Below are 14,032 nucleotides of genomic sequence, written 5' to 3' on the forward strand. Positions count from 1 at the left end.
ATTAAATTGTTCCGCAAACCTTTTCAATCAATTCCGCAGGGAATTGCATTGACTGCATGATGTGCTCAACCATGCTGCATTTACGGCCGGTATTGGTATTGGTGATCACCCAGTACGGCGTGCCTGGCACGTGTTTCGGTTTGGTTTGATTACCATTTTTCAGCAGCGTCTGTTCATCTGCTGCAAAATAAACGCGCGTACGACCATGCAACGATTCCGTTGCTTCGGCGAACGCGTTTTGATCCAGTGAATAGAGTGTAGACAGCACCAGCATAAAGCGATTTACTGCTTTCTTCTGCTCCGCATATTCGTCGGACAGCAGCAGTTCACGCATCGCGCGCACTTTATCTTTTACGGGGTTAACCGGCTTAGCTTCCACGACAGCTTGCACAGCGCGGACTTCTTTTACTACCGGAGTGACAGGCTGTGATGCGGCGGAAAACTTCAACATACGCCGTAAAATGTCGGATGCGCTCTCGCCGATATGCTTGGTGTGGCTGGCAATATAGCTATAGAGTTCATCATCAACTTCAATCGTTTTCATCTTAATCCAGTGCAGTGTTTAGCTGAATACAAGTTGTTGGGGTCAACACGCGTAGTGTAAAGGCAAATCCCAACAGCGGATAGCGTCAAGCCTGGTGGCTGGCAAAACTCAGAGTAACCGTAGTTGTTGCAGCCATGTGGCAGAATGGTCAACATGATACCCTAACCCGTGAGTGTGAAAAAAAGAACTTTGCCATGAAATTGAATATCCGAGCGCAATCTGCGCAAAACCTGCACAATAATTCTCCCATCGTCCTGGTGCACGGCCTGTTTGGCAGTCTGGATAACCTGGGGATCCTGGCGCGCGATCTGGTGGCCGATCACGATATCATCCAGGTTGATATGCGAAATCATGGCCTCTCCCCGCGTTCACCTGAGATGAATTATCCGGCCATGGCGCAAGATCTGCTGGATACGCTGGACGATCAACAGATCGAAAAAGCGATCTTTATTGGTCACTCGATGGGGGGCAAAGCCGTCATGGCGTTAACTGCGCTGGCCCCTGAACGTGTCGAACGGTTGGTAGCCATCGACATTGCTCCCGTTGACTATCATGTTCGCCGTCACGATGAGATTTTTGCTGCCATTAACGCAGTAACTGACGCGCAGTCCTCTTCGCGTCAGCAGGCGGCGAGCGTCATGCGCCAGCATCTACAAGAGGAAGGCGTGATCCAGTTTCTGCTCAAATCCTTCGTGGACGGCGAATGGCGCTTTAATGTTCCCGTGCTGTGGGAGCAATATCCTCATATTGTCGGCTGGGAGACCATCCCGGCGTGGGAACACCCGGCGCTGTTTATCCCCGGAGGCAACTCACCTTATGTAACCGAAGCGTATCGCGAACAACTGCTGGCGCAATTCCCGCAGGCTCGGGCGCACGTTATTGCAGGCGCGGGCCATTGGGTGCATGCCGAAAAACCGGAGGCGGTACTGCGCGCCATCCGTCGTTATCTGAGCGAACAGGTTAACTGATTAAAAACTCAGCGTCTGCGCGTGATTACGCGCGTGGGCGTTGGCGTGTCTCCCCTGCTGATGTATTATGGCGGGCTATCCATCCGGGCAGACGCCTGGCTGATTGTTTCCCCGAAGTCACCAAGATCATGGCCAAAGAACAAACGGACCGTACGACATTAGATCTGTTCGCGCAGGAGCGTCGCCCGGGACGACCCAAAACTAATCCGCTCTCGCGTGATGAACAGTTACGTATTAACAAACGTAATCAGCTTAAACGCGATAAAGTTCGCGGGCTTAAGCGTGTCGAACTGAAACTGAACGCTGATGCCGTTGACGCTCTGAACGAGCTGGCCGAGGCGCGCAACATGAGTCGCAGTGAACTCATCGAAGAGATGCTGATGAACCAACTCAGCGCATTGCGCGGTCAGGCTTAGTCTGAATTTCTGCTCTAAATCATAAATCGTGTAGCACAGAGTGCAGTCCTGCGTGTTTGCTGTTTCCGCATGCCTGACTGTTCTGCTATGATTGCCCTTATCCGTGGGCAATGCGCCACCACCATTTCAATAAGTTTCAAGAGGTTATTTTACTCATGGCAATCACTGGCATCTTTTTCGGCAGCGACACCGGTAACACCGAAAACATCGCAAAAATGATTCAAAAACAGCTTGGTAAAGACGTTGCCGATGTACATGACATTGCAAAAAGCAGCAAAGAAGACCTCGAAGGGTATGACATTTTGCTGCTCGGCATTCCAACCTGGTACTACGGTGAAGCACAGTGTGACTGGGACGATTTCTTCCCTACCCTCGAAGACATTGATTTTAACGGCAAGCTGGTTGCATTGTTCGGCTGCGGCGACCAGGAAGATTACGCAGAATATTTCTGCGATGCGTTGGGTACAATTCGCGACATCATCGAACCGCGCGGCGCAACCATCGTCGGTCACTGGCCAACGGCGGGTTATCACTTTGAAGCGTCCAAAGGCTTGGCTGACGACGACCACTTTGTGGGTCTGGCCATTGATGAAGATCGCCAGCCTGAATTGACCGCCGAACGCGTAGAAAAATGGGTTAAGCAGATCTCTGAGGAGCTGCACCTCGACGAAATCATCAATGCCTGATTTTGTGTGGCGCAGATTTCCATCTGCGCCACATCAATAGATAAAACCAATCAAAATAATTGCTACAAATTTGTAACTTTTTCGTCTGACCCTGTACAATGGCCGGATGCCAATCGGGTATTGCACAGTGTGTTTGTCGGCGATACCACGTTTTGATTAACAATATATGCCAGAGACTTGCAGTTTTCATTTAGCCATGGCAGTTCTATAATGAATCGCATTATCTCAAGTGCAATTTCTGTCACTTCTGTTAATGAAGTGAATCGTTTAGCTACAGGACAGATTCCGCATGACTGACAACAATACCGCATTAAAGAAGGCTGGCCTGAAAGTAACGCTTCCTCGTTTAAAAATTCTGGAAGTTCTTCAGGAACCGGATAACCATCACGTCAGTGCGGAAGACTTATACAAACGTCTGATCGATATGGGTGAAGAAATTGGTCTGGCGACCGTGTATCGCGTGCTGAACCAGTTTGATGATGCCGGTATCGTGACCCGCCATAATTTTGAAGGTGGTAAATCCGTCTTCGAACTGACTCAACAGCATCATCACGATCACCTCATCTGCCTCGACTGCGGCAAAGTGGTCGAGTTCAGCGATGATTCCATCGAGGCGCGCCAGCGTGAGATTGCGGCTAAACATGGTATTCGTTTAACCAACCATAGCCTCTATCTTTACGGTCACTGCGCCGAAGGCGATTGCCGCGAAGATGAGCATGCTCACGACGGTAAATAATGTGATGCTTTCTGAAAAGCCAACCATTCGGTTGGCTTTTTTTATGGGCGTTATCACCCCTTTTCCCCTTCCCTCCACTCCTGTGTTGCTTTAATGTAAAATCAATAGTCCCTTCCCGGAGAGTCGAAATGGAACTTCGCCAGCTACGCTATTTTGTTCGCATTGTAGAAACCGGCAGCATGGGTAGCGCGGCGCTCGATCTCAATATTGGGGTTTCGGCACTCAGCCAGCAAATGTCCCGCCTGGAAAACGAACTCGCTATTCGCCTGCTGCAGCGCACCTCGCGTGGCGTGACGCCCACCAGCGCCGGACTGGCTTTTTACTCCCAGGCGCAGCTGGCGCTCCGCCACGCAGACGATGCAATCCTCGCCGCGCGAGAGTCCCGGCTTTCCGGGCACGTCAGCGTCGGTATGGCCCCCAGTACCGCTTCCGTTCTCGGCATGCCTTTTATTAACGCCATGCGGGAAAGCTATAGTGATGTCCGCCTGCATGTGGTGGAAAGCCTCTCTGGCAACCTGGAACGGATGATTAATACCCGCCAGATTGATCTGGCCGTGGTATTTCAAAAAGAAAAGCTCCTGCGCTGGAGCGCCAGACCGATTCTCGAAGAGCGCCTGTTTTTGATTGGGACTCATGCCTTACTGGCCGATATTGCCGATGACAATATTGCGCCAGCCCAGTTGGCAAGTATCCCATTGATAATGCCCAGCCCAGGCCACGGTCTGCGCGGCAGGCTGGAAGCAATTTGTCAGGAACACGCGCTGCGCATTGAGATCGCCACAGAAATTGATGGTCTGGCGCTGCTAATGCGCGCCGTTCGCAGTGGAATCGGCGCTACTCTCCAGCCCGGCGCGGCGATTTCCCATCTCGATAAAGAGACGCTAAGAGTGATCGGCGTCCATAATCCAATACTGAGTCGCCCCAACTTTCTGGTCAGCCTCTCGGACGATGAGCTAACCCCCGCGGGCCTCGCCGCCCGCGTGGTGCTAACGAAAGTGATGCATCAACTGGTGGAAGCAGGAAGCTGGCCAGGCGCCATTCTTTACAATAACTAAAGCCCTCTTTAGCACTTCGTCATAGCGCCCGCACAAGCTGTGCGTATACATTTCAATTACAAATTTAACAATTAGTTAAATGGTAATGGAGTATACGATGGTTGATGTTCTGGTGATTGGCGGTGGCAATGCCGCGTTATGTGCTGCCCTAACCGCCCGGGAGCAAGGAGCTTCGGTACTCCTTCTCGAAGCGGCTCCACGGGAATGGCGCGGGGGAAATTCTCAACACACGCGTAATCTGCGCTGTATGCATGACGCGCCGCAGGATGTACTGGTGGAAAGCTATCCTGAAGAGGAGTTCTGGCAGGATCTGCGGCGCGTCACCGAGGGAAATACTAACGAAGCCCTGGCGCGTCTGGTGATCCGCACCTCTTCACAATGCCGCGACTGGATGCGCCAACACGGCGTTAATTTTCAACCTCCTCTCTCCGGTGCTTTACACGTAGCGCGAACCAACGCCTTTTTTATGGGGGGCGGGAAAGCCCTCGTGAATGCCTATTATCGCAGCGCAGAAAAGTTAGGCGTGCAAATCCGCTATAACACACCGGTGCAGGCGCTTGAACTGCATAACGGTGAGTTTGTGGCAGCGCTGGCAGGCGAAGAGCGCATAACCGCTAAGTCCTGCGTGCTTGCCGCAGGCGGATTTGAGTCAAACCGCGAATGGCTGCGCGAAGCCTGGGGAGAGAACGCCCGCGGCGAGTGGCCTGCGGATAACTTCCTGATTCGCGGCACGCGCTTTAATCAGGGCGTACTGCTTAAATTTATGATGGATGCTGGGGCGGACATCATCGGCGAACCCTCCCAGTCACACTGCGTCGCCATTGATGCCAGAGCGCCATTATATGACGGCGGAATTTGCACCCGCGTGGACTGCGTTTCACTCGGCATAGTAGTCAACCGTGACGCAGAACGTTTTTATGATGAAGGCGAAGATTTCTGGCCCAAACGCTACGCCATCTGGGGACGCCTGGTCGCCCAACAGCCAGGACAGATTGGCTATTCCATTATCGACAGTAAAGCCATCGGCCACTTTATGCCACCGGTATTCCCCGGCGCACAGGCGAATACGCTGGCGGAGTTGGCGCATCAGTTGGGGCTGGATGCCGAACGCTTTACCCACACCGTGACGGCGTACAACAACGCCTGCCAGCCAGGTCAGTTCGACCATACCGTCCTGGACAACTGCGCGACGAAGAAGTTATCCCCCGCGAAAACACACTGGGCGCGACCGCTGGACCAGCCACCTTACTACGGCTATGCCCTGCGACCAGGGATCACCTTCACCTATCTTGGGTTAAAAGTGAACGAACGCGCTGCCGTACACTTTGCCGGGCAGCCAAGCCGCAACCTGTTCGTCGCCGGAGAGATGATGGCGGGCAACGTGTTGGGCAAGGGTTACACCGCTGGCGTGGGCATGTCGATCGGGACAACCTTTGGCCGCATTGCCGGAAAAGAAGCCGCGCTGGCAGCACGAAAGGAGGCACGTCATGAAGCAGCTTGAGAAACTGATCATCGAAGCACAAATTATCACCGAGCCGGAAGCAGAAGTTGAACGTGTGATGCAGGTCTGTAACGCCTGCCGCTATTGTGAAGGTTTTTGCGCCGTGTTCCCGGCAATGACTCAGCGCCTGGAATTCGGTAAAGCGGATATCAATTATCTGGCTAACTTGTGCCATAACTGCGGCGCCTGCCTGCACGCGTGTCAGTATGCCCCACCTCATGAATTTGCCATCAACGTACCGAAGGCGATGGCGGAAGTGCGGCTCGAAACCTATCAGCACTACGCGCAACCCGCCGCCTTTGGCGCGCTTTATCGTCGCGCAGGCATCACTGTGACGCTGGCGCTGGTTTTCGGTCTGATCCTGTTTTTACTCCTCGCCATGAGTTTAAAGGGCTCGTTATTCCATCCTCCGTTAGCCGGGGATTTTTATCAGATTTTCCCGCATAACCTGCTCGCATGGATGTTTGGTTCGGTATTTATTCTGGCGATAGGTCTGCTGATGGCGGGCGTTCTGCGCTTCTGGCGCGAAATCTCTCCGGGTGTGCCGCGTTCCGCCGAAATTGCTGAAGCCTCACACAATGCGCTGACGCTGAAGTATCTCGATGGTGGGCATGGCAAAGGTTGTAACGAAGCAGATGATGCCTTCACCCTGATGCGCCGCCGTTTCCATCACTTCACCTTCTACGGTTTTATGCTCTGCTTTGCCGCCACCGTGGTGGCAACGGGCTATCACTACTTTGCAGGTATAGAAGCGCCCTATCCGTTCTTCAGCGTTCCGGTAATGCTGGGCACGTTGGGCGGCATTGGCCTGGTTGTCGGCCCAGCTGGCTTACTATGGCTCAATTTTAAGCGCTCACCGCTGCATGGCGACGCTCGGCAAAAACCGATGGATCGCGGTTTTATTTTGCTGCTGCTCCTGACCAGTCTGACAGGTTTAGCGCTGCTGGCGGGAAGAGACACCTCCTGGATGGCTATTTGGCTCGCCATTCACCTCGGCGTGGTCATGGCGCTCTTTCTGACCATTCCTTATGGAAAATTTGCCCACGGATTTTACCGCTGCGCAGCCTTACTCAAGTGGGCGATTGAGAAACGGCGCGGCAAACAGGCGGGGGTCGCAGGCGACTAACCCGCAAACTCTTACCTCTATAAATATTATGATAAGACAGTGGAGCAAACCCAATGACACAACAACCATCGCGCGCCGGAACTTTCGGCGCAATACTGCGGGTAACCAGCGGTAATTTCCTCGAACAGTTTGACTTTTTTCTGTTCGGTTTTTACGCCACCTATATCGCAAAGACCTTCTTTCCTGCAGAGAGTGAATTTGCCGGGCTAATGTTAACTTTCGCCGTGTTTGGTTCAGGTTTCTTAATGCGGCCTGTTGGCGCAATTGTGCTGGGTGCTTATATCGACAGAATTGGTCGCCGTAAAGGACTGATGGTGACGCTAGCGATTATGGGCTGCGGTACCCTACTGATTGCCCTGGTACCCGGTTATCACAGTATTGGTCTGCTGGCCCCTGTCCTGGTATTACTCGGCCGATTATTACAGGGCTTTTCTGCAGGGGTGGAACTGGGCGGCGTCTCGGTTTATCTTTCTGAAATCGCCACCCCTGGCAATAAAGGCTTCTACACCAGCTGGCAGTCCGCCAGTCAACAGGTCGCCATTGTGGTGGCGGCTCTGATTGGTTACGGCCTGAACGCCACCCTGGGACACGATGAGATCTCTGAATGGGGCTGGCGTATTCCATTCTTTATTGGCTGCATGATTATTCCTTTGATCTTCGTGCTCCGCCGCTCGCTTCAGGAAACAGACGCCTTTTTACAACGTACGCACCGTCCCGACACCAGGGAAATTTTTACTACCATCATCAAAAACTGGCGTCTCATCGCTGCGGGTACGCTGCTGGTGGCGATGACCACAACGACGTTCTACTTTATTACCGTCTACACACCGACCTATGGTAGAGCTGTACTTCACCTGAGCGCTCGCGACAGCCTGATCGTCACCATGCTGGTCGGTATTTCTAATTTTATCTGGCTGCCGATTGGCGGGGCGATTTCTGACCGAATTGGTCGTCGTCCGGTGTTGATGGGGATTACCATCCTTGCACTGATCACCACCTGGCCGGTTATGCACTGGCTCACCGCCGCGCCAGATTTCACGCGCATGACGCTGGTCCTGCTTTGGTTCTCGTTCTTTTTTGGTATGTACAACGGGGCAATGGTCGCTGCACTCACCGAGGTGATGCCTGTCTATGTGCGTACGGTGGGTTTTTCACTGGCATTCAGTCTTGCCACGGCGATTTTTGGCGGCCTTACGCCAGTCATATCCACAGCGCTGGTCCAGCTAACCGGGGATAAAAGCTCACCGGGGTGGTGGCTGATGTGTGCGGCACTTTGCGGGCTCGCCGCCACGGCAATGCTGTTTGTCCGGCTGAGTCGGAGTTATCAACCGGTGGAATATAAACCCTGAAATGCAAACGGGCGGAAAACTCTCCGCCCGTTGTCTGTTTCATTTTTCAATTTACTGCGCAGTATTCTTGCTACGAATTTCCTGCCAGACCTTGTCGCAATCAGCATTAACGGACTGACCATTACCCGTGCGCGTAGCCTGGATGCATTGCTGATAATCCAGTACGCGTACGCTTTCTTCATTGGCAAACTGCTGATGCTGCTTTTCTTTCTTCAGCACATTCAACACACTTTGGCAGGCTTCGATTTTCTCCGGCGATCCTTGCGCGGTAGTAATGCACGCGCTGTAGGCTTCTTTCAGACGACTGTCTTCTTTTGGTGCCGGGGATTGCGCGCAAGCCACCAGCCCGGATGCCATAACAGCGATGAGTATCAGTTTTTTCATAGCACTTTCCTCAACGATGCGGCAGGCGCCCGGCCTGCCGCTGTTGGCATTAGAAGATGGTGAACGGAGCAATAACGATGAATTTCACGTCGCGCTCATCCTGGAAGATGTTGCCGTAACCACCGCCCCAGCTCGGAATGTCTGAATGGTTGTCGTACTGGGTGAAGTGCAGTTTAAACATGGTGCCCTTCGCACGCCCCTCTTGCAGGGTATAGACCGCATCCAGGCTGTAAGAAGATTCTTCGATAGTCCGGTTTTTGTCGTAGTACGCATCCGGATTGATCTGCCAGGTTGATGGCTTGGCATCCCATGCGTAAACGTAGGACGCGCCCACTGCCCAGCCCGGCAAATTCCAGTTCTTCAGGTCATACATTGCGCCGAAGAAGACAGCCTTTTCGCCGTTGGCGTTGAAGTCGGAACGGTTATCCCACCAGATATCCAGGCGACCGTTTGATGAGGCGTAGGTCGGGGTCATACGCTGCAGGAAGTACCCCTGCTGCCCGTCCGCTTTAACCCAGGTCCCTTCCAGACGCAGGTCAACCACTTCCGCCACTTTGTAGCCAAAGGTCAGCGCCTGCAGCCAGGCCGTACCGTCATAAATATCGTTCACGGTGCGATCATCAACTTTGTCGCGCGCGCCGTAGAACTGGTAGCTGGTGGTAAACGGGTTACCGCCTAAATCGAATTTATAGCTGGCTTTTGCAAAGTACTGATCGACGTAGCCTTCAGACTGACCAAATGCGGCTTCCAGCAACAGGTTATTTTTGAAGTCATATTTCGCGCCGATTGAGTGCAGATAATCTACGCTGGTCTTTTTATCAGCCTGATAGAATTTATCGACTTCAGTGTGCCATGGTGCTTTATATTCGTTGGCCCACATATAGGAGAAGCTCAGTGCACCAGCATCACCATAGTCGAAGTTGGCTCCGGCTTCAGCACCCTGATAGGTACCTGGCATAAAGCTCCAGTGCGGAGCCAACAGAGTCTGTCCGGTTGGTTGAATGTAACCGGCGCGCGCCCAGGTTGGGCCGAATTTAAATTTGGCTGCTGCTTTATAAAGGCTAATTCCGCTCTTATCGCCGGAGTAATCTTCATCATAGCCTTTATTTTTTGACGAGAATGCAATTTCGTTTGGATGGCCGCTTTCGCTACTTTCGTTCATTTCAATAGCGGTAAATGCTGCGATATCAATACCAAACATATCAGCCGCATAACCGGACTGGAAGTCGAGGTTAGCGTTCCAGGTGGAGTGAGAAAGGTTGGTTTTGTATTTGTCGTGATCGGTCACATCTTTACGGTCACGCTCACGCTGCCAGTAATAGATGCCGCCGGTTAAGGTTGAGTCATCAATAAACCCTTCGGCGTGTACCTGGGGAGCGACAACGAAACCCGACATTGCTGTGATACCGGCGATAGCCAGCGCCAGCGTACTACGTTTGCCACTAAACGTACGCATATGTTAATCCTCTTTGACGTATAACCCTTCGTTTTTCAAGCTGCATCGGTGTTGGCTTTACTCGGCCTTTGGCCTCGCCCCTTCGGGGACAGCGCACGCGCTGCGTCTCCGCCTTGATGCAACTCGAAATCCATTGGGTATAAAATGCTGCCGACAAAAGCGGACAGCGAAAAAACAAAAATTAAAAAAGTAGCGCTGAGAAAACCTCAGTGACTACAATGAATAGACTATTTTTCGCGACGCGAATTATCAATCTCTTTCTGTAACGAGTATGTAATAGTATGAGCAACCGCACATATTTTCTTGTTTTCTGTTACATTTTGCTTTGGGAGTAAAAAAAGTCACAAAAACAAGAAAAAACACTTTATATACATATAGATATCTTCAATTTTATTATTATATATATAATTCCACCCCTAATAATTGTCTTTGCATTCGCAAAACAAATTAATTCTCGAGCGTCATTAATTCGCTCTGCAAACAGAACGTTTGAACTCCTGAATTCACTCTCCATCGTTGATGTGACCGTCCTCGGATTTTCCACACAAATACACTCACTTTATAAGGTTTTTATTGACAGCTACCGGGTGTCCCATTATTCAAAGATGCAGGTTATACGTATAAGTTGATAAATAAATGACAAAACGCATCACGCAGAAAGACGTTGCGGCCCTGGCTGGCGTTTCACAGGCGGTGGTATCCGTGGTACTCACCAAAGGAAATCACACCTATCCACAGGAGACAGTGAGCCGGGTTGAGCAAGCGGCTAATCAGCTGGGATATATACCGAACCGTTTTGCACAAGCGCTGAAAACCAATAAAACCATGTCGATCGCCTGCATCGTGCCGGATATCGCCAACCCTTTTTATGCCTCGCTCGTCCGTGGTGTTCAATCGGTGACGGATAGGTATCACTACGATGCGATCGTGGCCAGCACCGATGGATTACGGGAAAGAGAGCTGCATTTTTTGCGCTGGTCAGCGCAGGGGCGGGTCGACGCCGTGGTGGGGACATTTTTTAACGTCGGGATGAAAGATTTTGCCCCGTATCTTCAGGCAGGGATCCCGATTGCACGAATTGAAGCCAGAATGAAAAAAAACGGCCCGCTACCGCTGCATAATGTTTATATCGACAACGCCGCTGCCGCGCGCAGTGCCGTCGAATATCTGCTGGCACAGGGGCACCGAAATATCACGATGATCGCCAGCGCTGGCGGTCCTGAGCCTGCCAGAGTGGAAGGATATCGCCAGGCGATGACCCAGGCCGGCCGCCTTCCGCGCATCAAAATTCTGCCAGGTTTTAACGAACAGAGCGGCTATCAGATCGCGATGCAGCTGATTAATGACGGTACGCTCCCGGATGCGATTTTCGCCGCCAACGATTTAATGGCTATCGGCGTGATGCGTGCCGCAAGGGAGAAAGGCATCACGATCCCGGAGCAGCTTGCGGTGATGGGTTTCGATGATATTCCCGCCGCCGGGCTGGTGACCCCTTCCCTGACCACTATCGCCCAGTACCCGGAGCAGCTTGGGCAAAAAGCGGCCGCCCTCCTCCTGGCGCAAACTGATATCACCGCGCCGCTCCAGGGCAGCACCACAGAAATGCCCTGGGGCCTGGTAAAAAGAGAATCCGCCTGAACGGCTGATAAAACACCACACAAGGATCAAACAGATGGAATTGCCTTCAGATTATGAGTCGCGCGTTTATGCAGGGGTATTGGGGAAGCTAATCGGCGTCTACCTTGGCCGCCCTTTCGAAGGGTGGACCTACGAAAAAATTATGCAGGAGCTGGGGCCGATTCAGTATTACGTCCACGAAAAATTTAACCGTCCGCTGGTTGTCACCGACGATGATGTCGCCGGAACCTTTACCTTTATCCGCGCACTGGAAGATTATGCCCTGCCGCCGGATCTGAGCGCGGAACAGATGGGTCACTGCTGGCTTAATTACATCATTGATAAGCGCACCATTCTCTGGTGGGGCGGCAACGGTAATTCGACGGAACACACCGCCTGGCTGAATCTCAAAAAAGGCATTCCGGCTCCGCTAAGCGGAGCCATTGCGACCAACGGGAAAACGATTGCCGAACAGATTGGCGCACAAATCTTTATTGATAGCTGGGCGCTTGTCGCACCGGGACAACCCCGTCTGGCGGCAGAACTTGCCAAAAATGCCGCCAGCGTGAGCCATGACGGTGAAGCGGTGTATGCCGCTATGCTCTGGGCGGCGATGGAATCACAGGCCTTTATTTGCCAGGAGATCGAACAGCTTATTGACGTTGGACTATCCGTGATCCCGGCAGAGTCGCAAATAGCCCAGCTGGTTGGCGATATCCGTCGCTGGCGACGGGAAGATAACGACTGGCAGACGACCCGCCAGCGAATCGACAACAACTATGGCTATCACAAATATCCCAGCAATTGTCACATCATCCCTAATCATGCGCTGATGATTATGGCGCTCCTTTACGCGCCGGACGACTTCCAGCAGGCCCAGTGCATTGTCAATACGTCAGGATGGGACACTGACTGCAATGCGGGGAATGTCGGCTGTCTGTCCGGCATTATGCTGGGACTCCAGGGTATTGACGCAGGCCCGGACTGGCGCGGGCCGCTGGCGGACAGAATGCTGATCTCCTCAGCCGACGGGGGGTTCTCCATAAACAACGCCGTGCGGATCACCGATTACCTGGTCGGGCTGGGACACCAGATTGCCGGTCTGCCGCGCCCTGAAGCCAAAAAATCCGGCGCGCAGTACCATTTCTCACTACCGGGCAGCGTGCAGGGTTTCCGCTGGCTTAATGAAGAAAATGCGGCCGCGGTTGATGTTAAGAATGAGGCGCACCTGGGGCGGCAAATGTTGAGTCTGCACTATCGCCATCTTGCGCCCGGACTTCACGCCAGCGTGACCACGCAAACCTTTACCCCGCCTGAAATCGTGGAAATGCGCAGCTACGATTTAATGGCTACCCCACTTATCTACCCAGGCCAGCGTCTTCAGGCCACCCTGATAGCCCCGCCGGATAACACCGCCGCGTTAAACGTGCGGCTCTGCTACCGGGTTTATGATGACAACAATCAGCTGACGCCCCAGTACGGCGACGCGCAGAGTATAGCCCCGGGTGAATCGCTAACGCTGGCGTTGGATCTCCCGGACTGCCAGGGCCAACCGATCGGCGAGATTGGCGTAACAATCAGCACCGATGCCCGCGTTGCCCGCGGTCGCCTGCTCATCGACAGTATGCGCTGGGACGGCGCACCTGAGCTGACCCTGCGTAAACCCACAGGGGAAACTAATTTTTGGTGGCGAGCCTGGGTAAACGGCGTGGATCTCTTTTCACGCCACTATCCCACCAGCTTTCGCATCTCCAAAGAGTACGACGAGGGATTGATTATTCACGGAACGCGGCAGTGGGATAACTACCGCGTTCAGAGTGACATTACGCTGCATTCAGGGGAGTACGGCGGTCTGGCTTTTCGGGTGCAGGGGATGAGGCGCTATTACGCCGCACGCATCCTGCGCGACGGAAAATTACAGATCGTCCGCGTGCGCGACACCAGTACCAAAGTTCTGGCAGAAGCGGCGTTGTCCGACGTGTACGAGCGCCCTGTGTCGTTCGATATCAGCGTCAACGGGCAGATTATCTCCGCGACCGTTGACGGTAAAACGCTGCGCGTGGAGGACGCTGAACGCGAAGCCTTGATGGATGGCGGGATCGGTTTACTGATTTGTGCGGGTGCGCTGTCGACGGACGCTATCCATATCAGCGCCAGTTGTTAATCAACGGAAATGGACGACAACAAGGGATTA

At 53.0% G+C, this 14,032-nt stretch carries 14 protein-coding genes; 11 read left to right on the plus strand and 3 right to left on the minus strand.

Annotated features, from left to right (window positions below; all coding sequences use genetic code 11):
- Position 1: 1 nt before the first annotated feature.
- Positions 2–544, minus strand: a complete 543-nt coding sequence (gene seqA, locus HV314_RS17780) for a replication initiation negative regulator SeqA (protein ID WP_016152261.1) — start codon at positions 542–544, stop codon at positions 2–4.
- Positions 545–738: 194 nt separating this feature from the next.
- Here seqA and ybfF point away from each other — a divergent pair, with 194 nt between their 5' ends.
- From ybfF to HV314_RS17825, 9 genes are all read left to right on the plus strand, one after another.
- Entirely contained in the window at positions 739–1,512 is a 774-nt protein-coding gene (ybfF, locus tag HV314_RS17785) for an esterase (protein ID WP_049269291.1), read from the plus strand.
- A 128-nt stretch (positions 1,513–1,640) separates the two neighbouring features.
- On the plus strand, positions 1,641–1,928 hold the full coding sequence (ybfE, locus tag HV314_RS17790) for a LexA regulated protein (protein WP_003022842.1): 288 nt from the start codon (positions 1,641–1,643) through the stop codon (positions 1,926–1,928).
- Between the two features lie 155 nt (positions 1,929–2,083).
- Positions 2,084–2,614 carry a flavodoxin FldA gene (fldA, locus tag HV314_RS17795; RefSeq protein ID WP_003022839.1) on the plus strand — a complete coding sequence of 177 codons (531 nt, stop codon included), beginning with the start codon at positions 2,084–2,086 and terminating at the stop codon, positions 2,612–2,614.
- A gap of 210 nt (positions 2,615–2,824) precedes the next feature.
- A complete protein-coding gene (locus HV314_RS17800) occupies positions 2,825–2,911 on the plus strand; it encodes a ryhB-regulated fur leader peptide (protein WP_049259739.1) in 87 nt (28 codons plus the stop codon).
- Positions 2,904–3,350: a ferric iron uptake transcriptional regulator gene (gene fur, locus HV314_RS17805; protein WP_003022836.1), complete on the plus strand. Its 447-nt coding sequence runs from the start codon at positions 2,904–2,906 to the stop codon at positions 3,348–3,350. Before HV314_RS17800 ends, fur begins: the two co-directional genes overlap by 8 nt.
- 128 nt (positions 3,351–3,478) lie before the next feature.
- Positions 3,479–4,405 (plus strand): tricarballylate utilization LysR family transcriptional regulator TcuR, encoded by a 927-nt coding sequence (gene tcuR / locus HV314_RS17810; protein ID WP_047501718.1) that lies wholly within the window; start codon positions 3,479–3,481, stop codon positions 4,403–4,405.
- A gap of 97 nt (positions 4,406–4,502) precedes the next feature.
- On the plus strand, positions 4,503–5,906 hold the full coding sequence (gene tcuA, locus HV314_RS17815; protein ID WP_142417702.1) for an FAD-dependent tricarballylate dehydrogenase TcuA: 1,404 nt from the start codon (positions 4,503–4,505) through the stop codon (positions 5,904–5,906).
- Entirely contained in the window at positions 5,893–7,032 is a 1,140-nt protein-coding gene (gene tcuB, locus HV314_RS17820; protein WP_047359488.1) for a tricarballylate utilization 4Fe-4S protein TcuB, read from the plus strand. Before tcuA ends, tcuB begins: the two co-directional genes overlap by 14 nt.
- Before the next feature lie 53 nt (positions 7,033–7,085).
- The gene (locus HV314_RS17825) at positions 7,086–8,381 is read left to right on the plus strand and encodes an MFS transporter (RefSeq protein WP_016152256.1); all 1,296 of its coding nucleotides are present in this window, start codon (positions 7,086–7,088) and stop codon (positions 8,379–8,381) included.
- A 51-nt stretch (positions 8,382–8,432) separates the two neighbouring features.
- On the opposite strand, the gene chiQ is transcribed toward HV314_RS17825, so the two are convergent.
- Together chiQ and chiP are read right to left on the minus strand one after the other, a co-directional pair.
- Positions 8,433–8,765, minus strand: coding sequence for a ChiQ/YbfN family lipoprotein (gene chiQ / locus HV314_RS17830; protein WP_016155980.1), 333 nt, complete (start codon positions 8,763–8,765; stop codon positions 8,433–8,435).
- A 49-nt stretch (positions 8,766–8,814) separates the two neighbouring features.
- A complete protein-coding gene (chiP, locus tag HV314_RS17835; RefSeq protein ID WP_016152254.1) occupies positions 8,815–10,221 on the minus strand; it encodes a chitoporin ChiP in 1,407 nt (468 codons plus the stop codon).
- 636 nt (positions 10,222–10,857) lie between these two features.
- On the opposite strand from chiP, the gene HV314_RS17840 reads away from it, so the two are divergent.
- Positions 10,858–11,859 carry a LacI family DNA-binding transcriptional regulator gene (locus HV314_RS17840; RefSeq protein ID WP_153690614.1) on the plus strand — a complete coding sequence of 334 codons (1,002 nt, stop codon included), beginning with the start codon at positions 10,858–10,860 and terminating at the stop codon, positions 11,857–11,859.
- 34 nt (positions 11,860–11,893) lie between these two features.
- Positions 11,894–14,002 (plus strand): ADP-ribosylglycohydrolase family protein, encoded by a 2,109-nt coding sequence (locus HV314_RS17845; protein ID WP_181546340.1) that lies wholly within the window; start codon positions 11,894–11,896, stop codon positions 14,000–14,002.
- Positions 14,003–14,032: the final 30 nt, after the last annotated feature.

It is taken from the genome of Citrobacter sp. RHBSTW-00887 (genome assembly GCF_013728095.1).
In the GTDB taxonomy this organism is placed as follows: Bacteria; Pseudomonadota; Gammaproteobacteria; order Enterobacterales; family Enterobacteriaceae; genus Citrobacter; species Citrobacter braakii.